Here is a 26,700-nt window from a genome sequence, read left to right as displayed (position 1 = left end):
CATCGCGCCGTTCCGGGGCGGGACGCCCCCGGCCGGCCCGGCGGGCGGCCGGCGGCCGGATGCTTCGGGTTTCCACTTTTCCGCGGCCGCGCCCACCGGCGCACCAGGGATTGACCGTTGCATTGTCCGCGGAAAATGCGGAGGCCCCAGGACCGCTTTTCGGGCGTTGCCGCGCTATGCCGTCGTACGACGTCTACGCATTGGTGGACGCTACCCAAAAAGGCGTTGCGGGAATCTGGGTGACCGGAAATACCATTGCCTCAGGGGCTCGACTGTGAAAACCCTATGAGGGCCCCTTACGGGGAATGCAAGGCACTTTACGGGGGGAAGTACGGTGCTGGACGCAACCGAAGTTTGGCATGCACACACATTCGACTCTTTCGAACAGGCCGGACCGTCGGTCCTGGTCCTCGGAGCCGGTATATCCGGCCTGGTGACGGCCTGTGAACTGGAGGCCCTGGGCTACCGCGTGGAAGTCCTGGAAGGCAACACGCGCATCGGGGGCCGCATCCACACCCACCGATTCGGTCCGGGCCCCGGCGCGCCGTTCGCGGAACTCGGCGCGATGCGCATTCCGGCGCACCACCACCGGACCCTGGAATACATCCACCGGACCGGTCTCGACGAGAAACTCCGCACCTTCCGGACCCTGCTCTCGGAGGAGAACGCATTCCTGCGCACCGGGCCGGGTTTCCTGCGAATCCGGGACGCCGCCGGCCCGCTCGGCGAGAACTTCCGCCGCGAGCTCGAACAGCACCTGCCGGGCCACCACTACGACGACGGCACCGTCGTCTTCGGCGCCTGGCTCACTGCCATTGTCGACGCCGTGGCGCCGCCGGACCTGCGCGCCGAACTCCGCGAGGACCTGCGCCGCCAGCTGCTGGACCTGGTCGCCCGTACCGACGTCTCCGCGCATCTGCGCGGTTCCGCCGGCGACCGGGTGGACCTGCAGGCCGTGTTCGCCGCCCACCCGTGGCTGCGGACCGGGTGCAGCGCCCGCCTCAACAGCTTCCTCGACGACATCCTGACCGAGACCGGGCCGGCGCTGCTGCGCCTGGAGGGCGGCATGGACCAGCTGCCGCAACGGCTCGCCGCCCGGCTGCGCGGTCCGCTCCGGCTGGGCCACCGCGTCACCGGCGTCGAGGTGCACGGCGACCACGTCCTCGTCCGGGCCCGCACCGGCACCCGCAGTGTCGTGCGGCGCGCGGACTTCGCGGTGTGCACCCTGCCGTTCCCGGCCGTGCGCCGGCTGCGGCTGCGCGGCCTCGACCCCGACAAGCTGTCCGTCCTGGCCGAGGTGGACTACTGCCCGGCGACCAAGGTGGCCGTCCACTGCCGCGAGCCGTTCTGGTGGCAGCACGGCATACGCGGCGGCGCCTCGTTCACCGGTGGGCGCATACGGCAGACGTACTACCCGCCGGTCGAGGGCGACACCGGGCGCGGCGCCGCCCTGCTGGCCAGCTACACCATAGGCGAGGAGGCCGACCTGATGGGCCGGCTGCCCGAGCGGCGCCGGCACCGCCTCGTCCTGCGCGAGCTGGCGGCCCTCCACCCCGAGCTGCTCGCGCCCGGCATGGTGCTGGACGTCGTCAGCGTGGCCTGGGACCGTGCGCCGTGGGCCTGGGGCGGCTGCACCACCCGTTGGGGCAAGGGCCCCGAGCAGTGCGAGGAGGAGATCCGGCGCGCCTCCCGGCCCTGCGGCCGGATGTTCTTCGCGGGCGAGCACTGCTCGTCGGCACCGGCCTGGATCGAGGGAGCCGTCGAGTCCGCGCTGCGGGCCGTCGAAGAGGTCGGGGCGTACGTGCCCGGCCGCCGTCCGCCGGCCGTCACCGGCCGCGCCAACCCCGCGGGAGCCCTGTGATGAGCGTCTTCGACCTGCCCCGGCTGCACTTCGCCGGGACCGCCGTGACCAAACTGCCGACCGGGCCCCGCAGCGGCCTCGTCGACCTGGCCGCGCACCGGGCGCTGACCGACGACGGGCCCTTCCCGCCCGGCCGGCCCACCACCGAGTACCACGACTGGCTCCAGCAGCAGGGGCCGCACTGGGACCGGAACGGAAAGCCGTGCGAAACCGGGGAGTTCAGCGCCGCCAAGGGCTGGAACTTCGACGGCAACGGCCACTTCTGGATCGACGCCCGGGTCGTCTCCGCCGAGGGGCCCGGGTCCCGGCCCGGCGACGCCCCGGACACCGCCGACCCGGTCGTCGGCCGGCACGTCGACCTGTGGGGCCACTACAACGCGTACCTGCGCACCACCGTCAACCGGGCCCGCGTCTTCGACCTGGACCCGGCGTCGCGGTGGACGATGACGCTGATGACCGGCCGGTTCGGGCTCGGCCGGCTGGGCCGCTCGCACGACGAGGGGCAGGGCTACATGGTCGCCGGCGACGTCACCGGCCTCCAGCCGCCGCGCTGGCCCGACTTCCGGCACATCGTGGACGTCGGCGACCACGTGCTGGCGCCCCTGCTGCGCTACTGCGCGGTGCACCAGTTCGTCGTCGTGCCCCCGGCCGGGGGCACGACGACGGGCACGGGCACGGAGGCGGCCGGTCCGGGCTGGCTGCCGGACGCCCGCCTCTCCCCCGCCGTCCTCGCCCTGCGCGAGGCGGTGGAGGAGGGCGCGGACGGGCTCGTCGTCCGGTTCGCGCTGGACGCCATGGCCTCGCCGCAGGTGCCGGACGCGCCCAGCCACTGGCGGGTGCGCGGCACCGTCGCGCCCTGGTACGCGGACGAGCTGCGCACCTACCCCGCCGGGCGGCTCCTCGTGCCCGTGCCCGGCGGGCCCCTGCACCACCTGACGGCCCACGTGGCCGGCGGCCGGGCGGCGCTGGACATGGTGTCCGCCGTGCCCGTCACCACGCGGGCCCCCGAGCCGGGGCCCGGCCCGCTGCACCGGCTCGGGCCCCCGCTGGACGCCGGTGACCTGGAGCTGCGGACGGCCCGCACGGGCCGGCTCGTGGCCCGCGTACCGGCCGCCGCCTACGCCGGGGAGCGGGCGGCGCTCACCTCGGGCCTGCTCACCCTCCCCGCCGAACCCGGCTGGGAGGCCACCGGCGACGAGGGGCTCGTCCTCACCGGCACCGACAGCACCGGCCGCCGGACGGCGCTGCTGACCGAGCGCGAGGTGAACGTGCAGAGCGACGAGGCGTGCGTCGTCGTCCACCACCGCGACCACGCGCACGGCGCCGACCACGCGGTGACGGTGCCGCTGCGCTCGTACGTCCGGGGGCGCCCGGCGAGCGCCGGCCCGGTGCACGTACGGCAGTACTTCAACCCGCGTGCGCTGCCCGCCGATCCGTGCGCCGGTGCCCCCGGCGCGCGCATCGGCGACGCCGTGCTGCTGGGGATGCGCGGCGAGGGCGCGTACGCCGCCGAATGCGTCGTGGACACCGACGAGCACGGGCACGGCTCGCTCACGCTCCGCGGCGAACACGCCGGCACCTGCCGGGTGCTGCTCTCCACCGGCCCCGGCGACCTGCCCCCCGTCGACCCGGCCGCGCCCGGCTCGGCCTGGGCCGCGTACGACGACGAGGACGCCCTCGGCTACTGGGCCGGGGCCGGCGCCCTGGCCGTCCGCGTCCTGCCCGACGACTGGCACCTGGACGACGTGCCGCGCGAGGACGTCGATTTCGACCTGCTGCACCGGGAGGTGTTCGCCTTCTACGAGCACCTGTCGGGCTTCATGCGCTCCGAGGTCTTCAGCCTCGCCGACCGCTGCAAGGTCGAGACGTACGCCGAGCTGGTGTGGCAGATGTGCGACCCGCGGAACAAGGACCGGACGTACTACATGCCGCCCACCCGCGACCTGACCGACCCCAAGGCGCGCCTGCTCCTGGCCTACCTGCGCAACCAGCAGGCGCGCGTCCGGCCGCCGCTCGCCGTGCCGGCCGTCCTCGGCGGCGGCCCGGCCATCACCACCCGCGGGGAACTGTGGGCGGTGCTCAAGCAGGCCGCCGCGGTCGAGCTGGCCGTCATGCTCCAGTACCTCTACGCGGCGTTCTCCGTGCCCACGTACGGCGCGGGCCGGGAGTACGTGCGGCGCGGGCAGTGGACGCCGCACCAGCTGCACCTGGCCTGCGGCAGCGGCGGCGAGACCGGCGACGGCGGCATCCGCGGCACCCTGCTGGAGGTGGCCCGCGAGGAAATGATCCACTTCCTGCTGGTCAACAACATCATCACGGCGCTCGGCGAGCCCTTCCACGTCCCGCACATCGACTTCGCCACCGTCAACGCCGAACTGCCCGTCCCGCTGGACTTCGCGCTCGAAGGGCTGAGCCTGGGCAGCGTCCAGCGCTACGTCGCCTTGGAGCAGCCGGAGGCGCTCGTCCCGGACGTGCGCGGCGCGCACGGAACGGGCGCCGGCGCGGGGCCGCGGACGCTGGGCTTCACCTGGAACTCGATCAGCGAGCTGTACGCGGGCATCCGGGAAGGGCTGCAACGGGTGCCCGGCCTGTTCCTCGTCCCCAAGGGGCGCGGCGGCGGCGAGCACCACCTGTTCCTGCGCGCGTCCGTCAACGCGGTGCACCCCGACTACCAGCTGGAGGTCGACGACCTGACCAGCGCCCTGTTCGCGGTGGACCTCATCACGGAGCAGGGCGAGGGCGGCGTGCCCGGGAGCCCCCGGAGCGGAACCGGGAGCGGCCCCGGACCCGACGGCGCCGAGGTGTCGCACTTCCACAGCTTCCTGCGCATCGCCGAGGCCCTGACCACCGAGCAGGTGCCGGGCCCGTACGGGCGGCTGCTGCCGTGGCAGCCGTCCTACCCGGTGCTGCGCAACCCCACGCTGGGCGCCGGTGACGGTGCCACGTCGCCCGTCACCGACCCGGAGGCCCGGGCCGTGGGACGGCTGTTCAACCGGTCGTACCAGCTGATGCTCCAGCTGATGGTGCAGCACTTCGGCGAGAGCCCGGACGGCAGCCTGCGCCGCTCGAAGCTGATGAACGCCTCCATCGACGTGATGACCGGGATGATGCGGCCGCTGGCCGAGCTGCTGGTCACGATGGAGTCGGGGCGGCGCGGCCGGACGGCCGGGCCGACGTTCGAGCTGGAGACCGTGCCCGCGCCGGTCGCCCGGCCTGATGTGGCGCGGCGTGCGATCGCGCTGCGCTTCGCGCACCTGGAGGCGGCGGCCCGCAAGTGCGGCCCGGTGCCCGCGCAGGTCGCGGACATGATGGGTTTCTACGCCGATTGCTTCGGCAGGGGCGAGGAGGGGACGGGGACATGAGGACGTACGAGACCGACGTGCTGATCGTCGGAGCCGGCCCGGTGGGGATGGCCCTGGCGCTGGATCTCGGGGCGCGCGGCGTGGACTTCCTCGCCCTGGAGGCGTCCGACGGCGAGGTGTTCCACCCCAAGGTGTCGACGGTCGGCCCCCGTTCGATGGAGCTGTTCCGGCGCTGGGGCGTGGCGGACCGGATCCGGGCCGCGGGCTGGCCCGGCGACCACACGCTGGACGTCGCCTGGGTCACCGCGGTCGGCGGCCACGAGATCCACCGGCTGTCGTTCGGCACCGCCGACAGCCGCCCCGTGCCGCCGTACACGCCCGAGCCCGAGCACGCCTGCCCGCAGCACTGGCTGGCCCCGCTGCTGGCCCGCTCGGTGGGCGTGCGCGGCCGGGACCCCGGCGGGCGGCTGTGGCTGCGCTGCCGGGTGGACGGCTTCACCCACGACGACGAGGGCGTGACGGCCGTGGCCACGGACCTCGCCGACGGCTCCCGGCTGGCGCTGCGCGCCCGGTATCTGGTGGGCTGCGACGGCGCCTCCTCGCCCGTGCGGAAGGCGTGCGGCATCGAGGCGCCGGGCCGGTACGCCACCCGGGTCTTCCGGAACATCCTCTTCCGGGCGCCGGAGCTGCTGGGACTGCTGGGGCCGCGCGCCGCGCTGGTGTACTTCCTGCTGCGCCCGCCGCGGCTGCGGTTCCCGCTGCGGGCCATCGACGGGCGGGAGCTGTACCGGCTGACGGTGAGCGCGGGCGAGGGCACGCCGGCGGGCGACGCCGAGCAGATGGTGCGCACGGCGCTGGGCCTGGACACGCCGGTGGAGATCCTCTCCGACAACGTGTGGCACCTCACCCACCGCATCGCCCGGCGCTTCCGCGCGGGCCGGGTGCTGCTGGCCGGGGACGCCGCGCACACGCTGTCGCCGTCGGGCGGCTTCGGCATGAACACCGGCATCGTGGACGCCGCCGACCTGGGCTGGAAGCTGGCCGCGGAACTGGCCGGCTGGGCCGGGCCGCGGCTGCTGGACTCCTACGAGGCCGAGCGGCGGCCGGTCGCCGAGCAGAGCCTGGAGGAGGCCAACGTGCATCTGGCGCGCACCCTGCGGCGCGAGCTGCCCCAGGAGATCCTGGACGACTCGGCGGAGGGCGAGCGGGCCCGCAAGGAGCTGGCGCGGGTGCTGGAGGAGAGCGGCGTGCGGAGCGAGTTCGACGCGCCCGACGTGCATCTGGGCTACCGGTACGCCTCGTCGCTGATCGCCGGGAACGGTGACGGTGGCGGTGACGGTGCTGGGGGCGGAGGTGGCGGCGACTGGCGGACGGCGGTGCTGCCGGGCGGGCGGGCGCCGCACGCCTGGCTGGCGCCGGGCCGCTCGACGCTCGACCTGTTCGGCAGGGGCTTCCACCTGCTGGCGCCCGCCGGCCGCGAGCGCACGGCGCCCCTGGAGGCCGCCTTCGCGCTGCGCGGCGTACCACTGGAGACGACGGACACCTCGCGCTGGGCGCCCGGTTCTGCGGCGCGCGCCCTGTACGGGGACGCGTACTGCCTCGTCCGGCCCGACGGGCACGTCGCCTGGTGCGGGGCACGTCCGCCGTCGGGTGCGGCGGCGGCCGGGGCTCTCGTCGACAGGGTGCGGGGTGCGCGATGAGCGCCCCGGCCGCGGCGCTGCCGCCGTTCCGCACGGAGGACGTGGACGTGCGCGACCCGTACCCGCTGTACCGGCGCTACCGGGAGGCCGACCCGGTGCACGGGTCGGGCCGGGCGTGGACGCTGTTCCGGCACGCGGACGTGGCGCACGTGCTGACCAGCCGGGCATACGGGCGGGGCACGCCCACCGCGCGGCTGCCCGAGGACTGCCCGCACCTGCGGCGCACCACCGCCAACTGGATGGTGTTCATGGACCCGCCGCGGCACACACGGGTGCGGTCGCTGGTGGCACGCAGCTTCACGCCGCGCATGGTCGAGGGGTTGCGCCCGCGCATCCGCCGGCTCGCGGCCGGGCTGGTGGCGGCCCTCGCGGAGGAGGAGACCGCCGACCTGGTGGCGGGCTTCTGCGCGCCGTTCCCCATCCTCGTCATCAGCGAGCTGCTGGGGATGCCGGCGGAGGACCGTCCGTGGTTCCGGGAGCGGGCCGTGGGGCTGCAACAGGCCACGAGCTCGCGGGTGGCACGGAGCCCGGGGGCGTTCGCGGCGGCGGAGGCCGCGGCGCGCGACCTGGACGCGTACTTCCGGGCGGAGCTGGACCGGCGCCGCAGCTCCAAGGAGACGCCGGCCGACGCCGACCCCGCCACCACCGATCTCATCGCGGAGATGCTGCGGGCCGAGGAGGACGAGCCGCTGGGGGACGACACGCTGGTGGGCACCTGCATCCACCTCCTGACAGCCGGTCACGAGACGACGACCAACCTGGTGGGCAAGGGCCTGCTGGCCCTGCTGGCCAACCCCGGGCAGCTGGCCCTGCTGCGGGCGCGGCCGGAGCTCGCGCCCGGGGCCGTGGAGGAGCTGGTGCGGTACGACTCGCCGGTGCAGATGATCAGCCGGTGGGCGCGCGAGGACGACGAGGTGGGCGGCCGGAAAATACCGGGCGGCTCGCACGTCACGCTGGTGCTGGGCTCGGCCAACCGCGACCCGGCGTACGTGACGGCGCCCGACCGGCTGGACATACGCCGGGACGCACGCCGGCACGCGGGCTTCGGCATGGGCGCGCACTACTGCCTGGGCGCTCCCCTGGCCCGGGTGGAGGCCGAAGAGGCGTTCACCGAGCTGCTGCGGTCGCTGCCGTGGCTGACGGTGGCGGAGGGCCCGGACGCCGTGCGGTACGCCGACGACCTGGTGTTCCACGGGCCGGAGCGGCTGCTGGTGCGGCCGGGGGGCTGATGGAGGCTGAGGGGGGGGGGCTGACGTGGCCGGGGTTTCAGCGGGGCGTGCGCGGCGTGGACCACCGGCGCAGGTAGGCGTCGACGGTGCGGACGGCGGTGTGGCGCGCCCGTAGGCCGATGTGACCGTCGGGCCGTACGAGGTACAGCGTGCCGGAGGGCAACCCGTCGCCCTCGCGGGGGCCGGGGCGTACGGCGTGCACCTCCAGCGGGAGGGAGTGGCGGTCGGCGGCGCGCCGCAGGGCGGCGAGGTCGGCGCGGGGGTCGGTGAGCAGCGTCCACCGCTCGTAGGAGAGGAGTTCGTGGACGCGGCAGGGCCGGCCGTCGGCGACGACCGTCGTGTCGGGCAGGCGGTCGCCGGCGCGCAGTTCGCCCCGGCCGCCGGCGTCGGTGGACAGCTTGCCGGCGCGGTGGTGCCGGGGCAGTTCGCTGAGCAGGTCGCTGCTGCCCCGGCTGAGGCGTTCGCTGGCGAGCACGGCGGGCACGGCCAGCCGCATGGCCAGCAGCATGGCGCGCGAGGGGGGCAGCTCGACGACGTTGCGGCGCATCTGCCGCATGACGTCGCGGACGATGGCGCGCTGCTCGGCGGAGTAGGTGTCGAGGAGTTCGTCGGGGGCGCGGCCCTGGTGGACGGCGGCGAGCTTCCAGGCGAGGTTGTGCACACCGCGCAGCCCGGTGTTGAGGCCCCGGCCGCCGACCGGCGCCCACAGGTGCGCGCTGTCGCCGGCGAGCAGCGCCCGGCCGACGCGCAGGGAGCGGGCGAGCCGGTCGTGGAAGCGGGCCCGGTTGAACCAGGGCGGCTCGGTGGGCACCAGCTGCACGCCGGTGTCGTGCGAGGCACGCGCGACGAGTTCGCGCATCTCGTCGACGGTGGGCGGGTCGGCCAGGCCCGGGTCGGGGTCGTCGCGGAAGGCGAAGAAGCGGTAGCCGCCGCCGGGGCGCGGCGAGGCGATGAGGCACACCCGGCGCTCGACGAAGATGTGGGTGGTGTCGGGGGCGCAGGTGTACTTCCAGTCGGGCATGGCGTTGATCTGCACGGCCTGGAAGCCGGTGCGGCGTTCGCCCTCGAAGGGGACGTCCAGCGTCTTGCGGACGAGGCTGTGCGCGCCCTCGCAGCCCACGACCCACCGGCAGCCGATGACCCGTTCCCGGTCGCGGCCGGTGCCGTGCTCGCGTACGCGGACCTCCGCGCCGTCGGCGTACGTCCGGACGGCGACGGCCTCGGTGTTCCACTGCACCTCGGTGCCCAGCTCCCGCAGGCGGTCCGCCAGCAGGCCCTCGATGGCGATCTGCTCGATGGCGAGGGGGTTGGCGAAGGGTGTGCCGGTGACGGCCAGGTCCTGCCGGCCGGCGTGCCGGCCCCCGATGTACACCTCGCTGCGGCGCAGCGACAGCCCCTGTTCCAGGAACCGGTCGGAGCAGCCGAAATCGCGCAGGACCTCCAGGGCGCGCTGCCAGATGACGCTGGCGCGGACCTGCCGCTTGGTGCTGGGTTCCTTCTCCAGGAGGGCCACGTCGAGCCCGTACTGGCGGAGGGCGACCGCGAGCGCCAGGCCGGTGGGCCCGGCGCCGACGATCACAACGTCCCTGGTCTCGTCGATGTCCCCGGTGATCTCCCCGGTGCGGTCGCGCATCGTTCTTCCCCCTTGACCGTTGGACCCCAGGCTTGAGGGACCCCGGGCTTATGGTCCGGGATGACCGGGTGGGGGATCAATGGGGCATGACGCCCGATTATTAGGCTTTTCGTACGAACCAGCGGCGTATGTACGTTTCCAGGGCCGGCAGGTCGTGCGCGGCGAGACCGATGTGACGGTCGGGGCGGACGAGGAGGAGGGCGGCCGCGGGCAACCGGCGTTCGGTACCGCGGTCCAGGCGCGGCCGGAACGTCCTGACGGGGATCGCGTACCGGCCCGTCACCGCCGCGAGCCGCTCGTCGTCCACGGGGGCGCCCGGAGCGGCCAGCAGCGTCCAGCGGTCGTACGACAGCAGCTCGTGCAGGCTGCGGCGGCGGCCGGCGACGGTGGCCGGCAGGTCGGGCAGCCGGGCCCCGGCGCCGCCCTGCGACAGGGGGCTCCCGGCGTGCCCCATGGCCAGGTCACTGAGGGTCGCGCTGATGCGCCGCGCGAAGGCGGGCGTGGCCATCAGGCGCGGGCCGAGCGCGCGGACGGCCCGCAGGGAGGCGGGCGTGGGCGGCAGCTCCAGCAGGTTGCGCCGCATCTCGCGCATCACCGCGTGGGCCGTGCGCCGCTGTTCACCGGTGTACGTGTCGAGGAGGCCCTCGGGGCAGCGGCCCTGCACCACCGAGGCGAGCTTCCAGGCGAGGTTGTGGGCGCCGCGCAGCCCGGTGTTGAGACCGTGGCCGCCGATGGGCGCCCACAGGTGCGCGCTGTCCCCCGCGAGCAGCGCCCGGCCGGCGCGCAGCGTGCCCGCCACCCGGTCCTGGAACCGGGCCCGGTTGGCCCACGGAGGGTCGGTGGGCCACAGCCGTACGCCGGGTTCGTGCGTGGCTTCCGCCACCAGGTCCCGCATCTCGCGCAGACCTGGTGGCCTGCGTATCGACGGGTCGGGGTCGGTGCGGAAGCAGAAGAAGCGGTAGCCGCCGCCGGGCCGCGGCGACACCCCCAGGGAGGCGCCCCGCTCCAGGAAGAAGTAGCTGCGGGCGGGGTCGTAGGGCTGTTTCCAGTCCGCCCGCGCGTTGATCTGCACGCACTGGAGGTCGGGGCGTCGCGCGCCCTCGAAGGGGATGCCGAGCTCCTTGCGCACCATGCTGTGCGAGCCCTCGCACCCCACGACCCAGCCGCAGCGCACGGTGTCCGTGCCGCCGTCCGGAAGCCGTACGTCGACCTCGGCGCCGTCCGACCCCAGGCGCAGTCCCACGGCCTCCGTGGACCAGCGCACGCCCCCGCCCACCGCCGCGAGCCGGTCGCCCAGCAGCCGTTCCACCGCGTCCTGTTCGATGGACAGTGGATGCGGGAACGCGGTGTCGCGGCAGCGCATGGGCATGGCGCCCACCCGCTGCCCCTGGGCGAACACCTCGACCTCGCGCAGGGAGAGACCGGCCGCCGTCAGGGCGTCGGCGCAGCCCAGGTCGGCCAGGACCTCCAGTGCGCGCTGCCAGACGATGCCCGCCCGCGCCTCCCGTTTGCCGCGCGCCTCCTTCTCCAGCACCTCGACCCCGACGCCGTACTGGCGCAGCCCTATGGCCAGCGCCAGTCCGGTGGGTCCCGCCCCGACGACCACGACGTCCGTGCGCCATCCGCTCATCCGCCCCGCCCCTCCCCCGGTCTCGGCAGGCCCCCATGGTCGGGGATGGCCGTGCGGCGGACAACGGTGCGCGCGCCGCCGCGGGACGCCCGGCGGCGGTGCCGCACCCGGTTCCGGGCGCCCGGCGTGCGCGCCCGGCCCGCGTCACCAGAGGCCGACGCGCCCGGGTTCCAGCAGGGACCGCAGCACGACGCCGTCCAGGTCGCCGCCGACGACCCGTACGGCGGGCGCGGCCGGGTCGTACGCGGGCCACTCGTCCTCCGGCGCCGGGAGGCCCGTACGGACGTACTCGCCCCACAGGGCGCGCATGCGGCGCCGCAGCGAGGCCGTCTCGGCGGGGTCGGCGTCGGCCAGCAGCGGGGCGCGGCGGGCCTGTTCACCGCCCAGCAGGAAGGCGACGTCCAGGCAGTGGCAGGCGCGCAGGGCGGCGTTGCGGCCGGGGACCTGCCAGTCGAAGCGGTAGAGCCGCGTGCGGGCGCCCAGCGCGTGCAGGGTCGCGGCGAGCCGCTGGGTGGGCACGGCGAACGCGGTGTCGCTCTGCAGGTCCTCGACGGCGGTGGGCAGGACGTCGCGCACGGCCACGGCGGTGGCGACGTAGCGGTCGAGCGCCTCCTCCGCGCGCTCCCCGAACCGGGCGCGGAACACGTCGAGCGCGCCCTCGCGGGTGGCGTGCGCCGGGTTGTCACTCAGGCCGAGCCAGAGGGCGCACTCGTTGCGGGTCACGCCGGTGAGGACATCGACGCCGTCCAGGGGCGGCGCGGCACGCAGGGCCTCCAGAGGGTCGGGGGCGAGGACCACGGCGCCGTCCACGACCGGCCCGAACCGCGGGCCGGTCTGCTGCTGCGCCGCGAGGATGCGTTCGGCGGGCAGCGCCCGCAACCCCTCGGGGTCGCGCACGCCGGCCGCGTCGAGGAAGCGTGCGGCGGTCTCCGCCGCCTCCTCCCTGCCCGGCGCGGTACCGGCCAGCGGCGGGCTGTGCAGCACGGCCCGCCGGAACAGCGGCCGCACCTGCGGCAGCGCCAGCAGCGCGGCGAGCCCCTGCGCGCCCGACGACTGCCCGGCCACGGTGATCCGCTCCGGGTCGCCGCCGAAGGCCCGGACCTCGTTCTTCACCCAGCGCAGGGCGGCGATCTGGTCGAGCAGCCCGGCGTTGGTCACGTACCCGCTGCCGGAGGTGGCTTTGAAGTCCACCCCGGCCCCGGACCCCACCAGCTCGGCGGGCCCCGCCCACTCCGGCGCGAGGAACCCCAACGCACCCAGCCGGTGGTTGACGACGACCACGACGATCCGCTCCTGCGCGGCCAGCTCCGCACCGTCGTAACGCGGCAGGTCGGCGCCACCGGTGAGGAAGTTGCCGCCGGGCAGCCACACGAGCACGGGCCGCGGCCCCTCCCCGGGCTCGGGCGCCCACACATTGACCGTCAGGCACTCCTCGGTCTGCACCCCGGGCGCAGGGTCCCCCATCAGGGCCCCGACGGGCGACACGGGCTGCCAGGGCACGGTCCCCACGTCCCCGTCAGCCGCCAGCACCCCACCCCAAGCCGCACACCCCCGCGGCACCCCGAACCGCCCCTCGCTCACCCCATAGGGCACCCCCCGAAAGGCCACGACCCCACCCCGGACGGCCTCCCGCCGGCCCCGCACCGCGCCGGTGGAGAGCCGGATCTCGACCGGTCCTGCGCTGCTGTCGTTCGTGACGGGCTTCGTAGCAGTCATCGACTGTCCCCCCTTGATCGCCGAGAGTCAGCAGCCTAGGAAGGGAGTAAGCGAAGATCAACAAGGCCGCGGCCGGGGAGGACTGTGACGCTGAGGCAAGAGGTCATAAAACACAGTTGGCCATTGTGAACAAAGTCAACGCGTCGTAGTAGCCTGCCGGGGAAACGGGATGCCCGGCACCGGTGTGCCCCCGAGAGGCCACCGCGGCTCAGGAGCAACCCTGGTTGCTTCGCACCGACCCCCAGGGAGATCTCGATGGCTTCAGCACGCACCCCCTTGCCCGTGCGTACGGTTCCTGTCACTCTCGCGGAGATCGCCCGCATCGCCGGGGTAGGGCGAGCCGCGGTCAGCAACTGGCGCCGACGGCACGATTCCTTCCCGAAGCGCATCGGTGGCTCCGACGTGAGCCCCCAGTTCTCCCTGTCCGAGGTCGAGGACTGGTTGCGGGACAACCACAAACTCAAGGACGCGGTCGATCGTGACCTGCTCTGGCCCCGTTTCGAGGCCCTGGGCAGCCGGCAGAAGTCCGGACTGGCGATTGCCGCCGCCGGCCGACGCATGCTGAACGAGGACGAGCGGTCCCTGGTGCCGCTCCTTACACCGGAAGCGCAGGATCTGGTGGCCGACGCCGCCCGTCTGGCGCGACGTGAGGGGACCCGGGAGATCTTCGACTTTCTCCTGCAACGTTGGCTCGATGCGCACGTACGCCAGGTGGATTCAACTCCTCCCGCACTGGCTTCACTCATGGCCACGGCAGCCTTCCGCGCCCGGACGGACCGGTCCGGTGGCCCGCTCATCGTGCTCGACCCCGCCTGCGGGACCGGTCATCTGCTCGCCGCCGCCGCTGCGGCGTACGGACAGGGCCCCGTGGACCTACTGGGGTGCGAACGCGAGCAGGCACTGGCAGAACTGGCCTCCACCCGGCTCCGTTTCGTCGCCGGGGATGAGGGTGCCCGGGTCACCATCGCGGCGGTCGACTCGCTGCGGGCCGATCCGTACCACGGCCTGCGGGCGGACGTCGCGCTCTGCAACCCACCGTCCAGCGAGCGCGACTGGGACCCCAAGGCCATGGCCACCGATGCCCGCTGGGTCCACGGTCTGCCCCCCCGCACCGAGCCCGAACTCGCCTGGATGCAGCACGTTCTAGCCCGCCTGCGGCCGGGCGGCACAGCCGTACTGCTTCTCCCCCCGGCCGTGGCCTCCCGCAGAGCAGGCCGCAGAATCCGTGCTTCCCTGCTGCGTGCCGGATGCGTCAGGGCCGTTGTCGCTTTGCCCCCGGGGGCCGCGCAGCCACACAGCCTCTCCTTGCACCTTTGGGTACTACGTGCTCCGGATGCCCGCCGCGGTCAGGACGCCCTGAGCGATGTCCTTCTGACCGATGCCACGGATCAGGTCAGGCCGGGGGGAAGGGACGGCGTCCTGGACTGGGAAGCTCTTCGTGCGGTCGTCCGGCAGACGATCGACCTGCTCGACCAGCCGGCTCCGGTACCGGCCGGGATGGCCCGGGTGAGCGTCGTCGACCTGCTGGACGATGACGTCAACCTCACTCCCCGACGCCATGTCGGTGCGGGGTCGTCAGCCGATGACAGCCACCTGTCCGAAGCATGGTCCCGGCTCAGGAGACTCACCGCCTCGGTACAGGACACAAGCGCCACACTCGCCAGAGTGAAACTCAAGGACGCCAGCCACCCGACCACCACGATCGGCGAACTGGTCAGAGCAAAGGTCCTGTCGGTCCACAGCGGCCAGCAGCCCTCCGGCGATGCCCTCGCAAAGCCCGTCGACGCCGCGCAAGCCGTCCCCCTACTGACCATCATGGATCTGGTGCCCGGAACCGCAAGCGGCAGCCCCCTGCCCCTCATCGACGCAAGGGACAGGAACGTGGTGCTCGCCGAGCGCGGCGACGTAGTGGTGGCCGGAACCACCCGCGCGTTCGACGCCTGGGTGCACGACGGCCCTCCCATCGCCCTCGGCGCGCACCTGCACTCCTTGCGGGTCAGCCCCGAGCAACTCGACAACCACTTCCTGGCCTGCTGTCTCCGCGCCCCCTCCAACGGACGGCAAGCCGGTACCCACGCCTCAAGCTCCTCACGGGTGGATGTTCGCCGGCTTCAGGTCCTCCAACTACCCATGGAAGAACAGCGCCGCTATGGCGAGGTCTTTCGCCACATGGCCACGCTCAAGGACCTGCTCGCCGAGCTCGACGGGGCGGGAAGGAGTCTCCTGCACGACCTGAACGAGGGGCTCGCCGCAGGACGTCTCGCATCCGGCTGAGCGGACGGGCCGTGTCCGCGGCGCGCCGACGACGTCCAGCAGCTATGCGTCCATCGGTGACGCACAGCGCTCATTGACGTCGATCTGAAGGTCCTTCCGGGCCTCGGCGACCTGGTCCGCCAAAGCCGCGGGGAGTTCCTCCAGGAGCTCCGCTGTGCCGGCAAGGATCGCCATGGCACCACCGATGTCGTAGTCGACCAGACGGCACTCGGCGGCACGCAGCTGGGCAACAGCCCGGTCCGCACGGTCCCTCGGTTCATGGCCGCGGACGAGATCGGTGGCGATCCCGTCGTACAAGTGGGCCGCTTCTCGGCAGCCCCCGGCGATGCGGAGCCCGTCCGCCGCCAGTTCCCAGACCTGCCGCACCAGCCGGGAGCTGTACCCCCACTCCTTGCGAACCCTATGAGCCACCTCGGCCAGGTTCCGGACGGCCTCGGCGGGGTCACCACGGTCGATCTCCTCCTGTGCCTGTCGGCAGAGCCGGTCCACCATCCGCCGGTCGAGCCATTCGCTGGCCGCTTGCAGACGTGGCGGAACGCTCTGCGCGGAGCAGTCGATTTCGGGAGAGCGGAAGGGCATCGTGAGGTCCGGGACGAACCGGGGACGAGGCTCAGGCTCACCGGGTGACGGCGCGAGAGGCGACAGCACCGCCAATACCTCGTCCATGCCCGGCCGCAGCTCCTGCTCCTTGGCGAGCATGCGCAACACGAGGTCGTTCACTTCCACAGGGAGGCCGGGAACAAACCTGAGAAGCGGCGGCGGTACGGCGTAGAGGTGCTGGTCCTGCAGTTCGTGGACGCTTCCCTGGGAACTGATGAAAGGCGCGCGCCCGGTGAACATCTTGTAGCAGACACAGCCGAGGGAGTAGCTGTCGGTACGGGTACTCGCCTTGAGGGCCTGGATTTGCTCCGGTGCCTGATAGCCGAAGCTGCCCAGCGTCGAGCCCGGTCGGGTGTAGCGCGTGGCCTCGTCGGTGAGGGGCTTGGCAATGCCGAAGTCGATCAGCACCACCGTCCCGTCGTCCGCCAGCATGACGTTGTAGGGCTTGACGTCACGGTGCACCACGGAATGGGCATGAGCATGGGCGAGCGCACGAGCGATCTGCACCGCACCGGCCACAGCCACCGGAAGAGCCAGCGCACCATGTCGCTTCAGGAAGTCGTGCAACGTGACGCCCTCAACCCACTGCATCACCAAGTACGGACGCCCGGCGAACGAGCCCTGAGCGTAGAACTCGGGGATCCCCGGATGGGCCAGCTGCTCGAGCAGTAAGGCCTCACGGCGAAAGCGCCCCAACAACTCCCGCTGCACTTCCCGCCGTTCCTGTGCGTCGAGGTGGTGGGTGTCCTCGCTGTCCATGCGCAGGAACTTGACCGCAACGAAACGCCCGGTCGTCTGGTCGCCGGCACGCCACACCTCGGACATGCCGCTCTTCGCGACGGTCTCCTCCAGCACGTAGCGCCCCTGGAGGACCACCCCGGCCACCGGCCGTTCGGACCACTCGTCCACCCCTATCCCTCCCCTAACACCTGAGCGACCCCCGCGCTCAGCAGCGTAGCGGATCACGTGAAGGGAAACTGGGCCAACTTGGACGTGTACTTAGTTCACAGCGGTGTAGGGTTCCGGCTCAGAGGCGTCCCGGTCACCGGCGACCGGGACGGAGCGCCCCTGCGCGCTCCTCCGTTCCCCCAGGGGGTGGTCATGCCATACCCGCCCGCGCCCGACGGCGTTGAGGGCAGTTCCTGGCTCATCAGGGTGAGTACGACGGTTGCCCGTCCGGCACCCGCCGCCTGCCCCGTGCAGCGGTTCACGGCCGTGCGTCCACTGCTGAGGCCCGAGCCGCCTCACCCTTACCTCCCCGAGCCGTGGGAGGACTTCGCGGCAGCACCCTTGTTCGCCGCGCTCGATCTGATCGAACACCAGCAGAGGCCACTGGCGCTCGTGATCCGCGAACTTCACAGCACCCAAGGGACCTTTGGCCGTCGCAGCTCACCGGCCCACCCGGGGCTGCTCCGCTGGACGGCCGAGGCCCTGGAGCGATACATCACAGCACGGGCAACCGAGCAGGAAACAGCGCAGGCTGCGGGGATCCCGCCAACCCTCCCCGTCCGGCCGGAATGGATCGCCCGTACCGCCAGACAGCTGGAGCCGGACCAGCGTGGTGCCCGGCAATACGAGCACACGGTCTGGGGCCGTCGTTATGCCTCGGCGGATGGGCGCGTGCGCGACCTGTGGGTTCCTTCTTTCGGGCGGCCCAAGGCCGAGCGGCCCGAGGCTGAGAAGGCAGCCATGGCACAGGTGATGGCTCAGGGAGCGCCCGTTGCCGACTTCCGGCGAGGCTCGGCTCCTCCGCCGGACGCCGCCGCGGCCCATCCCGTTCCCCAGCGCCTGCGGGCCTTCGCCTTCGGGTGCACGGACGGTTCTGTCCTGCCGATACTGGACTGGGAACAGGAAGAAGTAGGACAGCAGTTCAGGCAGCATGCCGCTCCAGCGTTCCAGGCCGCCGCCACGGGCACCGAGCGCCGCCCCGGCGAGAGTTGCGTCTCGTGCAAGGCCATCAGCCGCTGTCCCGACCTTCATCGGACCCCCGCGCTGTGGGGCGGTACGCCACCGGCACGGCGCCGCCGTCGGCGTTCGGTATCCGTCTGGGACCTGCGGCTGCACAGCGAGTGCCCTGCCCAGTACCACCTCACCCGGCACTTACGGCTGGACTCGCTCCTGGTGGAGGACCCCCACACGATCCGCGGCCGGGCTGTCGATGCCTGGCTCAACGAGCGACACGCAGCACACCCCCGGGCGAGCTGCTACGACATGCCCGGTCCCCCGGACCGCGATTCCTGGGGCGCGGGGGGCTTCGCACTGCACGGCGCGCAGGCCCGCGAGGCAGCAGCGATGCTCGACGAGCACCGTGCGCTCTGCCCTCTGACCCGGCTCGACCCGCAGGAGCAGGTACGGGTCCAGCACACCGTGACCGCCTACGTACCGGAACTCGACGTCGTCGCCCTCGCGACGCCGGACCTGCTCTACACCCGCGGTGGCGGCTGGACCTGGCGGGAGACGAAGACGTCGATCAGCCGCTTGAGGCAACACATCCCGCTCCTGCGGCAGTACCCCCAGCTCGCCATGGGAGTGCTACTGCTCAACGCAGGGGCCCTCGGTGCCGACCCCCGGCGCTCCTGGGTCGAGTTCGAGTTGCTGGGCGACGGACGTTCCGTCCTGGAACGCATCGACCCCAGCATCCCCGAGGTGGCGGAGGAGGCCCGTACCGTCATCACGCGCCTCGCCCAGCCACTCCTGGAAGACACCGCATACGAACCGCAACCCGGACGGCATTGCAGCGGGTGCCGGGCTCGCCGGTGGTGCACCGTCGGCACCGCGCACGTCGCCGGCCATCCGTCTCAGGGCCAAGGGCACATGCCATGACCGAAACGTCCTCTGCTTCCCGCCTCGCCGGCCATTCAGACGCACGGCTGTTACGGGACATCGCGACCGCGATCGTGCGGCTCGACGACCACGGCAACCTGGACTCCTTCCGGTTACCGTACCCCGCTGAGGCCCAGCGCGCCCTCAACGCCCTGGTGCTCGAGTGTCTGCGCAAGGACGCGAGCCCGCCGACGAGCCTGCCGGACCTGCTGCGCTGGTGCCGCAGCCGCCCCGTCTCCAGCTGGCCGCTGGAGCTGCCGGAGGACATCTTCTCCGCGCAGGACTGGCTGATCGATCCCCAGTCGGCGAAGCCCACGCAGTTCTGCCACGAGTTGGCCGTCAAGGGACGCGTGGACAGCAGCTCCGCCCAGTACGACCAGTTGGTGATCACGGAGGCCCTGCGGCTCTGCCGCGTGGACGGTTCGCCCGAGTCGTACGCGGCCTTCCGCCGGCTTCTGGTCGACCGGCCGGTGCTGACGGAGGCCGAGTGGTTCGACGTCACGACCGATCTCTACCTCGACCCCGTGCGGGAATTGATCGACGAGATCTACGAACCGGTGCCGGACGCCTATGAGCGTGACGGCAAGTACGCCACCTGCGGACGATGCCTCACCTTGCTGCTCCCCCTGGTGGACGGTGGCTGGTGGTGCGAGCGTGATCAGTGCCGCCACCAGGGCTCACCGCCCCCGGGTCAGGAACTCGACAGCCACTCCGCAGGCGAACTCCGCCAGCTCCGGCGCCCTTTGCGTCAGTTCGTCACCGGCCCTGGACGTGCCGAGACCCAGCTGGAACAGAGCCTGCGGCACCTGGGGCTCGTGGTGGAGATGTGGCCCGGTTACGACGCGTACGACCTGCGAGTCACGTTCCCCGACGGACACGTCTGGGCCATCGACGTCAAGGACTGGGCCCACCCGGGCCTCCTGGGCCGGGCAGCGCAGCCCGTGCCCCGGGAACCGTCCTACGACGAGGCGTGCTGGGTCGTGCCACGGTTCCGGGTCGCCGTACGGAAGGACTACCTGGACGTCTACGCGAGGGAACGGCCTCCTGGAGCGGGCGGGTTGCGTCTGTTGACCGACGTCCAGCTGAGAGAGGCGGCAATGGCCCGGCTCCGCGGAGAACGTGGCCCCCACGCCCGTATCGCCCCGGACCGCTCGGCGAACCTCACGGAAAGGCAAGAAGGCCATGCGTGACCGCAGCTCCTGGTACAGAGCGCTGATCAAGGACCTCACCCCCTGGCCGGAGGCCCATGCCGGCACCCGGCCCGCCCTGCTCTGCCAGGTCGAGCTGGGTCTGCGGCTCCTGGAGCTCCTCGACCCGCAGGCGGCCGCGAACGGCGTCTGGGCGCTGCTCAGCGGATACCCTTTCGCCAGGGCTGCGGGGATCGCCGACGGACCGGCCGAACAGATCGCCATCGCGTCCGCCCGCCATCTGCTCTGGCCCATGCGCAGGCGCCGGATGTGGCTGCAAAGCCTGGAAGCCTACACGGAGCTCCCCGAGCAGCTGCGCGGTTACCGCCTGCCGCAGGGCCACGGTTCGGCGCGCCGCGTCGACCCTCCGATCGCCTCCCATCGGTTCTCCGTCTACGACACCGCACTCAGCCGGATCCCCGAGTTCGCCACCAACCCGCTGCCCTGGGCTGAAGCCGGCTCGCACCTTTTCACGGAGCGCCGTCGGCAGGCTTCCGTGGTGATTCCCCAGAATCTCATGCAGCCCCCACCGGAGGGCCATGACCTTGCTGCGGGGCGACCCGGCCCTTCCGGGCCCATCGATGTGCCGATCGACGAGCTCGAAGAGACGGCACGGTGGATGGACGAAGAGGAAAGGCTCAGAGGTCTTCCGTCCGGCGACTGGCAGCGCCGTCTCCAGGATCTGCACCTGGACGTACGGACCGCCGACAGGACCGGTTTCGAGCGCGCGACACAGCTCCGGCTGGATCAGCTGACCCACATGGTGGGGATGGTCGGGTCGGGGAAGTCAACCATCATGGCACTCATCGCCGTCTGGGCCCACCGCAGGAACCTGCGGACCACCGTCGTCGTCGGCGATGTAGCCGAACAGCTCGCCCTGACCGAAAGGTTCACGGCACTCGGTCTGAAAGCCTCCCTCGTCCAAGGCAGCACGACACGGGAGCAGCACACCCAGCGGCTGCACCGGCGCCTCGCGGCCCGTGGCGCCCGCTCCCTGCTGACCCATACGGACCTGGCGTTCCGGCACCTCAGTACGGCGTGCCCGCTCGACGCGCAACGCGGCTTGGAGGCCGTCGAGCCGTTGCGTTACGCAGACGCACCCTGCAGCCGACTGCGTCCCCGCCGGCCGTCCTCCAGCACGACGCCCGATTCGGCCTCTGCGCGGGCCCGGCAAGCCTTGCGTCACGCACGTGGAGCGGTCGAGGAGGGCCCGGACGCAGCGGAGGAGGAGACCGGTCCGCCGCACGCGTGCCCGTTGTGGGGCGTCTGCCCACGCCATTCCGCGGCCCGCGAGCTCGTCGACGCCCTGATCTGGGTGGCCAACCCGGCGAGTCTGGTGAACACAGCCGTGCCACGTCAGCTGAACGCCGAGCGTCTTCGGTACATGGAGCTGGCAGCTCTGCGCAGCAACATCCTGATCGTTGACGAAGCCGACCGCGTCCAGATGCAGCTCGACCGGGCGTTCGCCCCCTCGGCAACCCTGGTGACCAAGGGGCCCGACTCATGGCTCGACCAGCTGCAGACGCACGAAATCGCCGAACTGTCCCGGCAGGGCCGACTGCCTCTGTCCGAGCGCGACGTCGAGCGGTGGTCCGCCGCGCTGGACGTCGTCGGGGCCGCAGCCGACCGGCTCTACGCCATGCTGATCAACAACAAAGAGCTGCGCGACTGGGTGCAGATCGACTACTTCAGCGCCTGGACCCTCCAGGAACGGCTCCTGCACGAGTGGTATCCCCCGGCCGAAGCAGCGTCGGAGGAGTCGGTGCAGGACGAGAACGAGCTGTTCGACGACGAAGAGGGGCTGGACGGGGACACACTGTCGGCTACGCTGCGGCGTCCGCACGACGTCCATGCCGCCCGGCGCGCCGCGGTGACGGCGGTGTTCGATGCGTTCCGTGACGATCCCCTCGGCGATCGGGGCCCGTATGGAACGGACACCGACATCTTGACCCGCCTTGCCCATGACCTGCTGCACACCCTTAACGAACGGAAGACACGAGAGCGGGTCCGGTATCTCCTGGACCGTCTTCTGCGCGGTGCTCCGGGACCGGACGAACGCCCCAGGGTGGGACGCCGGCCAGGGAAGATGACCGACGCCGATGTTCCGTTCAGCGATGGCTGGCTCGAGCGCAACGCCCAGCGACTGGAATTCACCCTGATCCTCGCCGCGCTCCACCAGCGACTCGACCGGGTCACCTTCTTGTGGCCCCAGGTGGAGGCGGCATTACGCCTGGACGCCACGAACAACGACCTCGTGCGCAGGCCACCACTCGACTACGCGCCCCTACTGCCTGAATCGCCGATGGGTAACGTCCTGGGCTTCCAGTACCTGCTCGATGACCGGGACCGGACTCGGGACACTGACGGGAGACAGACGGGAACCCTGCGTTTCTTCCGGTGTGCCGGCGTCGGCCGCGAACTTCTGCTGAACCTCCCGCGGCTGGGAGCCGCCCCCCAGCACGGGCTGCCCGGCCCCAACGTCCTGCTGATGTCCGGTACGAGCTGGGCCGGCACCTCGACCCGCGCCCACGTTCTCGCCCCGGTCGAAGCAGTCCTCAAGCCGGAAGAGAAGACGCTCCGGGCCATCCGGAAGACCGAGTTCACCACCATGTTCCTATACGACGACGAGGGCAGGCCGATCCGGCTGTCGGGTGCGCATCCGGACGACCGGGCTGCCACGCTCCGCACCATGGTGGACAAGTTGGCCAAGCCGGGCCCGGGAGGCGACAACAGCCTGCTTCAGCAGGAACTCAACCAGATCGCCGACGACCGCAGACGTCGGGCTCTCCTTATGGTCGGCAGCTACCGCGAGGCGGCTGCCGTCGCCGACCAGCTCGACGAGATGGCCCGTTGGCACGGCAAGGTACGGGTGCTCATCGCTGACGACGCCGAGCTCGGTGGTGGTCCCTCTTCCGACACCTTGACGGCCAGGCCATCTGCCCGGCCGAACGCAGTACGCCGAGGAGACCTGGGCTCGTTCGCCGACGACCACGACGCCGAATTGCTCGTGGCGCCGCTGCTCGCCGTCGAACGAGGACACAACATCCTCACGGTTCCGCAGGTAGCTGGGGAACCCAGGGTCGCGGCTTTCGGTACCGTCTTTTTCCTCGCACGCCCGCACCCCGTGCCGGACGATCTCTCCCTGGCTGTCTTCGGCATCAACGACTGGGCCACCCGATTCGTCCGGGACCAGCCAGGGCTGCTGCACGGCACCTTCGGAGAGCTGGTGGGCGCGGCGAGCACCCTGGACCAGGCAGGTCGTGCCTTCCGGGCGACGGCGCGCGGTGTGTGGCGGCACCTGTTGTCCCGCCCCTACATCTACTCGGCGCTCTCCGAGCCCGAGAAGGAATCCTTCGCCTGGGACCAACTGGTCGCCATCTGGCAGGTGATCGGGCGCCTGGTACGTGGCGGAGTACCGGCACGCGTCGTGTTCGTCGACGCGGCGTTCGCCCCGGAACTGGCCGCCCGGCAGAGGACCTGCGCCGTGAACGAACCCGTTCCCCACTGGCTCAAGGACGCCGGGCTCCTCATCCGCCTACGCGATGTCCTGGCCCCTTACTTCACCCGCCCCCACCACGACCATTCCTTCCGTGATCCGGCCGAGCCGGCTCTCGTCACGACGCTCTACCAGCCGCTGTACGAGGCGCTGTGCCGTCTCGACGGTCCCGAAAACAGGCACCTTCCCAGTACTCACCTCTGACCTCCTACGGCTACGGAGAACCATGTACGGAACGATCCGCCGGGCCGCGTACGTCCTGGCACCAGAGGCACGCCCCTGGACGGAGAGCTATCGCGCATTGCCCCGGCCGGAGCTCTGGCACGACGGCCCCCTGCGTCTGTGCAACCACGGGCGAGACGAGTCGCAGCACTTCCAAACCGCCCCGACCGGACGTCTGGACGGCCTTTTGCAGACACTGGCCCCCGACCTCGTCGTCCGGCCCCGGCCCAGGCAGCCCGCCCCCCGGGACGCCCGGTCGGTGGGAGACTTCTGGCTCTACGCCCCCGGGGAAGTCCCCGACCCCCTACCCGGCCGTGTCTTGGGACAGCTCATGGACGCCTGGCTGCGGACACTGGGCCCCAAGGACGCGAGGGAAGACCCGGAGTTCCGGTCGTTGATGCTGAGCACCAGCACCGAGCTGAAGGAGGCCACACCCAGCTGGGAGCACATCGACGGTGTGGACCTGCTGGGCGCTGCCCTTCCACCGGGGCCGGGCGGCACCGCCGCACCAGAGTCCTGGCAGTTCCAGCTGGCCACCGATGCGCTGGCCCGCCGGATCCTCCAGCTGGACCCGTACGTGTTCGAAGGCGGCACACTCAGGTTCCGGGCCGTTCCCCGCGGGCCCAAGGAGCAGGGTGCTGAGCTGATGTCCCAGCCCCTCTGCCGCCACATCAAGCGCAGGGACTGGTGGTTCTCGATCACCCTGAACATATCGCTGCACACCGTTCCCTTCGCTCCCCGCCCGCACCTCCACCTGCACTGGGGCGTGCGGCGTTGGGCGACCCACCCGAGGCCGGACACGGGCAGGCTGAACCTCCCCTACCACCGGGCGACGTCGGTCTACCTCCAGCCGAAGATCCCGTGGCTGGCCGGGGCCCCCGCGAGCGACCGGTTCGCCGTGGCCCGTCTCGTCCGTGACCACCGGCGGGACACCTTCGACTGGTTCCACAACGACCCGGCCGGCATGCTGCAGCACCTGACCCTTCAGGAGCGCTTCCCCGTACCGGAACGGCTGCTCGCCGAGCCCCTCGACTGGATCGGGGACGGGCCGGGCGTACGCGCCCTTGTGGTCCACAGCACCCGCATGGGGGCCCACGAAGTGGGGCCCGGCCTCATGCCGCACCAGCGTTCGGAACTCACGGAGTGGGCGGAAAGTGCACTGCCCGAGGGTGTGGTGCGCGTGCCCGACCTGGTACGCCGTGGCACCGGGGTCGCCCCGCCGGCCAATCGCCGGGCCAAGCCGGTGGGAGACGCCGGGAAGAAGACGGAACAGCTGAGAGCTGCAGCGGCCAGGCGCACCGCGCTCGCGGCCATCTCGCGCCTCGGTGACGCGCCGGATGCCCTGTCGGGGGCCGTCCCGCTCGTCGAGGCTCGTCTGCTGTGGCAGACATCGGTGTTCCGCCAGGCCGCCATTACGGCGTTCGCGGAGGTGCTGGGCCTCGACGGCGACGGCGGCATGTCGGACGTCTCGGACCAGCAGTTCGACGATGCCCGTCCGGGCTCCCCCATCCTGCTGGAATGGCGTACGGAAGAGCTGGTGCTGCGGTTGAGGTGCCTCCCCCTGACCGCCGGGCTCGGTGACCGTCTGCTCCTCGACCCGGCGGTGAAGGGCAAGGGGGAACGGCTCGCGGCTGCCATCAAGGAGCGGCGCAGCGCTCTGCGCTCCTGGCTTGGGGAGGACGGGGCCGACCCCGGCCACCCGGCACTCGCGCTCGTGGAGATCGCTCACCCCAGCACCTTTCGGCAGGCCGGCAGCGACCCGAAGTTCGCCATGCGGCTCGGTTGCGCCGATGCGGGTGTGCTCACCCAGTTCGCAGTGACCCCGTCGGGTGACCGCCAGATCCAGAACGAGAACAACCTCGGTCACCGCACGCACAACGCCTGGTTGGACGGGCTACGCCAATTGGGGGTACGCGTGCTGCCGGAGCACACCCTGGGGAGCGCCCTGCGCGATGGACTGCGGTACGCCGCTCTCTGGATGGTCAAGCGGCGCAAGGACGGGCCCACGCGACTTCCCAAGCATCTGCCGGTGGCTGTCCTGGTCACGCCGCTGTCGGGGGCCCCGGGCCTGGCGCGGGTAGAGGGGTGGGACGACTCCGCGCGAACGTGGATTCCCTACCCCGCCTTCCTCCTCGGCTTGGTGAAGGAGGCAGAAGTCGATCCCAGGGCGTGGGCCTCACCGCTCGACAGGACGGCGGCCGACGCAGGGGCACGGCCTCAGCAATGGCGCACCCACATGGAACAGCAGCAGCAGGACACAGCCAGTTTTCTGCACCGCGTCCTGCACTCCCTGCGGGGCGGCCCGACCGTCCTCATCACCCATGCGCAGAACAGCCGGCTCCACTGGCCATGGCTGCAGGACGGCGTTACCCGAAGGGACCTGATCAAGGACGGCCATGCGCCCGCGCGCAGGCTGGACGACGAGCTGAGGCTGGTCCGGGTGAGAGGCCGCGCAGGGCGGGAGACCGCTCAGTGGTGGGGAGTGGCCAAGCCCGGCAAGGCGAACGGCCAGCCGGCAGGGTTCTGGGCGCTGCCGTCAACCAGCGAAACGAGCCCTTCCGAGCAGCGCGTCTTCTACAGCACGACGGACAGACCGCGCACCCATGCCATCTCCCCGTCGCTGGATCGTCTCAGCACACGCGTCAACGCGGCAGGCAAGCTCACGTCCCAGGCTGGGACCGGCGCGTGGAACCCTGCCCTGGTCGAAATTACGGTGCTGGGATGCCATCCGGGCGGTGACGGCACCGGGCACCGCGACCGACCCGAGGCAATCGCGATGGCGATGCACCAACTGCGTCAGGCCCCCGACTATCCGGACGCCTTGTCGCTGCCGCTGCCCTTGCACCTGGCCGGCCTGGCCCAGGCCTACGTCCTGCCGACTTTCGCCGAAACCACGGAGACGGACGCCCCGGAGGCGGGCGATGTGGATCCCGATCTGACGGAAGCCGCCAGTCTCGTGGGCGAACCGGAGCCGGAAGAACAGCTCTCACTCTTCTGACACCACGGTGTCGCGGGGGGCGGCCTGAG

General features: G+C 72.0%; 13 protein-coding genes. 9 read left to right on the top strand and 4 right to left on the bottom strand.

Annotation, left to right across the window (positions count from 1 at the left end; all coding sequences use genetic code 11):
• The first annotated feature begins 334 nt into the window (after positions 1 to 334).
• From IE305_RS02240 to IE305_RS02225, 4 genes are read left to right on the top strand one after another with little or no spacing between them, the layout of a single operon-like run.
• The gene (locus IE305_RS02240; protein WP_268255840.1) at positions 335 to 1,861 is read left to right on the top strand and encodes a flavin monoamine oxidase family protein; all 1,527 of its coding nucleotides are present in this window, start codon (positions 335 to 337) and stop codon (positions 1,859 to 1,861) included.
• Positions 1,861 to 5,223, top strand: a complete 3,363-nt coding sequence (locus IE305_RS02235) for a ferritin-like domain-containing protein (protein ID WP_190127632.1) — start codon at positions 1,861 to 1,863, stop codon at positions 5,221 to 5,223. Before IE305_RS02240 ends, IE305_RS02235 begins: the two co-directional genes overlap by 1 nt.
• Positions 5,220 to 6,863 (top strand): FAD-dependent monooxygenase, encoded by a 1,644-nt coding sequence (locus tag IE305_RS02230; protein WP_190127631.1) that lies wholly within the window; start codon positions 5,220 to 5,222, stop codon positions 6,861 to 6,863. Before IE305_RS02235 ends, IE305_RS02230 begins: the two co-directional genes overlap by 4 nt.
• Positions 6,860 to 8,092 carry a cytochrome P450 gene (locus IE305_RS02225; RefSeq protein WP_190127630.1) on the top strand — a complete coding sequence of 411 codons (1,233 nt, stop codon included), beginning with the start codon at positions 6,860 to 6,862 and terminating at the stop codon, positions 8,090 to 8,092. The genes IE305_RS02230 and IE305_RS02225 overlap by 4 nt, the downstream gene beginning before the upstream one ends.
• A 37-nt stretch (positions 8,093 to 8,129) precedes the next feature.
• Here the strand turns inward: IE305_RS02225 and IE305_RS02220 are convergent, their stop codons facing one another.
• The 3 genes from IE305_RS02220 to IE305_RS02210 form a co-directional block, all read right to left on the bottom strand.
• Positions 8,130 to 9,725 (bottom strand): FAD-dependent oxidoreductase, encoded by a 1,596-nt coding sequence (locus tag IE305_RS02220; RefSeq protein WP_190127629.1) that lies wholly within the window; start codon positions 9,723 to 9,725, stop codon positions 8,130 to 8,132.
• A gap of 100 nt (positions 9,726 to 9,825) precedes the next feature.
• Positions 9,826 to 11,355 carry an FAD-dependent monooxygenase gene (locus IE305_RS02215; protein ID WP_190127628.1) on the bottom strand — a complete coding sequence of 510 codons (1,530 nt, stop codon included), beginning with the start codon at positions 11,353 to 11,355 and terminating at the stop codon, positions 9,826 to 9,828.
• Between the two features lie 144 nt (positions 11,356 to 11,499).
• Positions 11,500 to 13,071 (bottom strand): carboxylesterase family protein, encoded by a 1,572-nt coding sequence (locus IE305_RS02210; RefSeq protein ID WP_190127627.1) that lies wholly within the window; start codon positions 13,069 to 13,071, stop codon positions 11,500 to 11,502.
• A gap of 255 nt (positions 13,072 to 13,326) precedes the next feature.
• Here IE305_RS02210 and IE305_RS02205 point away from each other — a divergent pair, with 255 nt between their 5' ends.
• The gene (locus tag IE305_RS02205; protein WP_190127626.1) at positions 13,327 to 15,345 is read left to right on the top strand and encodes an N-6 DNA methylase; all 2,019 of its coding nucleotides are present in this window, start codon (positions 13,327 to 13,329) and stop codon (positions 15,343 to 15,345) included.
• Between the two features lie 42 nt (positions 15,346 to 15,387).
• Here the strand turns inward: IE305_RS02205 and IE305_RS02200 are convergent, their stop codons facing one another.
• Positions 15,388 to 16,854 carry a serine/threonine-protein kinase gene (locus IE305_RS02200; protein ID WP_190127625.1) on the bottom strand — a complete coding sequence of 489 codons (1,467 nt, stop codon included), beginning with the start codon at positions 16,852 to 16,854 and terminating at the stop codon, positions 15,388 to 15,390.
• Between the two features lie 381 nt (positions 16,855 to 17,235).
• Between IE305_RS02200 and IE305_RS02195 the strand changes: the two genes are divergently transcribed.
• The 4 genes from IE305_RS02195 to IE305_RS02180 are packed head-to-tail and all read left to right on the top strand — an operon-like array spanning position 17,236 to position 26,671.
• On the top strand, positions 17,236 to 18,768 hold the full coding sequence (locus IE305_RS02195) for a PD-(D/E)XK nuclease family protein (RefSeq protein WP_229890428.1): 1,533 nt from the start codon (positions 17,236 to 17,238) through the stop codon (positions 18,766 to 18,768).
• Positions 18,765 to 19,958, top strand: a complete 1,194-nt coding sequence (locus IE305_RS02190) for a pPIWI_RE_Y domain-containing protein (RefSeq protein WP_190127623.1) — start codon at positions 18,765 to 18,767, stop codon at positions 19,956 to 19,958. The genes IE305_RS02195 and IE305_RS02190 overlap by 4 nt, the downstream gene beginning before the upstream one ends.
• Positions 19,951 to 23,655: a pPIWI_RE_Z domain-containing protein gene (locus IE305_RS02185; RefSeq protein WP_190127622.1), complete on the top strand. Its 3,705-nt coding sequence runs from the start codon at positions 19,951 to 19,953 to the stop codon at positions 23,653 to 23,655. Before IE305_RS02190 ends, IE305_RS02185 begins: the two co-directional genes overlap by 8 nt.
• Before the next feature lie 22 nt (positions 23,656 to 23,677).
• Positions 23,678 to 26,671 carry a pPIWI_RE module domain-containing protein gene (locus IE305_RS02180; protein WP_190127621.1) on the top strand — a complete coding sequence of 998 codons (2,994 nt, stop codon included), beginning with the start codon at positions 23,678 to 23,680 and terminating at the stop codon, positions 26,669 to 26,671.
• Positions 26,672 to 26,700 lie beyond the last annotated feature (29 nt).

Source organism: Streptomyces mashuensis, from assembly GCF_014654785.1.
Taxonomy (GTDB): domain Bacteria; phylum Actinomycetota; class Actinomycetes; order Streptomycetales; family Streptomycetaceae; genus Streptomyces; species Streptomyces mashuensis.
This window is presented reverse-complemented; position numbering and strand designations above follow the sequence as displayed.

Bases quoted from the DNA above. Each gene is read 5' to 3' on its own strand.
- IE305_RS02210 (WP_190127627.1), bottom strand. From the start codon at position 13,071: ATGACTGCTACGAAGCCCGTCACGAACGACAGCAGCGCAGGACCGGTC.
- IE305_RS02225 (WP_190127630.1), top strand. From the start codon at position 6,860: ATGAGCGCCCCGGCCGCGGCGCTGCCGCCGTTCCGCACGGAGGACGTG.
- IE305_RS02180 (WP_190127621.1), top strand. From the start codon at position 23,678: ATGTACGGAACGATCCGCCGGGCCGCGTACGTCCTGGCACCAGAGGCA.
- IE305_RS02220 (WP_190127629.1), bottom strand. From the start codon at position 9,725: ATGCGCGACCGCACCGGGGAGATCACCGGGGACATCGACGAGACCAGG.
- IE305_RS02230 (WP_190127631.1), top strand. From the start codon at position 5,220: ATGAGGACGTACGAGACCGACGTGCTGATCGTCGGAGCCGGCCCGGTG.
- IE305_RS02205 (WP_190127626.1), top strand. From the start codon at position 13,327: ATGGCTTCAGCACGCACCCCCTTGCCCGTGCGTACGGTTCCTGTCACT.
- IE305_RS02215 (WP_190127628.1), bottom strand. From the start codon at position 11,355: ATGAGCGGATGGCGCACGGACGTCGTGGTCGTCGGGGCGGGACCCACC.
- IE305_RS02190 (WP_190127623.1), top strand. From the start codon at position 18,765: ATGACCGAAACGTCCTCTGCTTCCCGCCTCGCCGGCCATTCAGACGCA.
- IE305_RS02235 (WP_190127632.1), top strand. From the start codon at position 1,861: ATGAGCGTCTTCGACCTGCCCCGGCTGCACTTCGCCGGGACCGCCGTG.
- IE305_RS02185 (WP_190127622.1), top strand. From the start codon at position 19,951: ATGCGTGACCGCAGCTCCTGGTACAGAGCGCTGATCAAGGACCTCACC.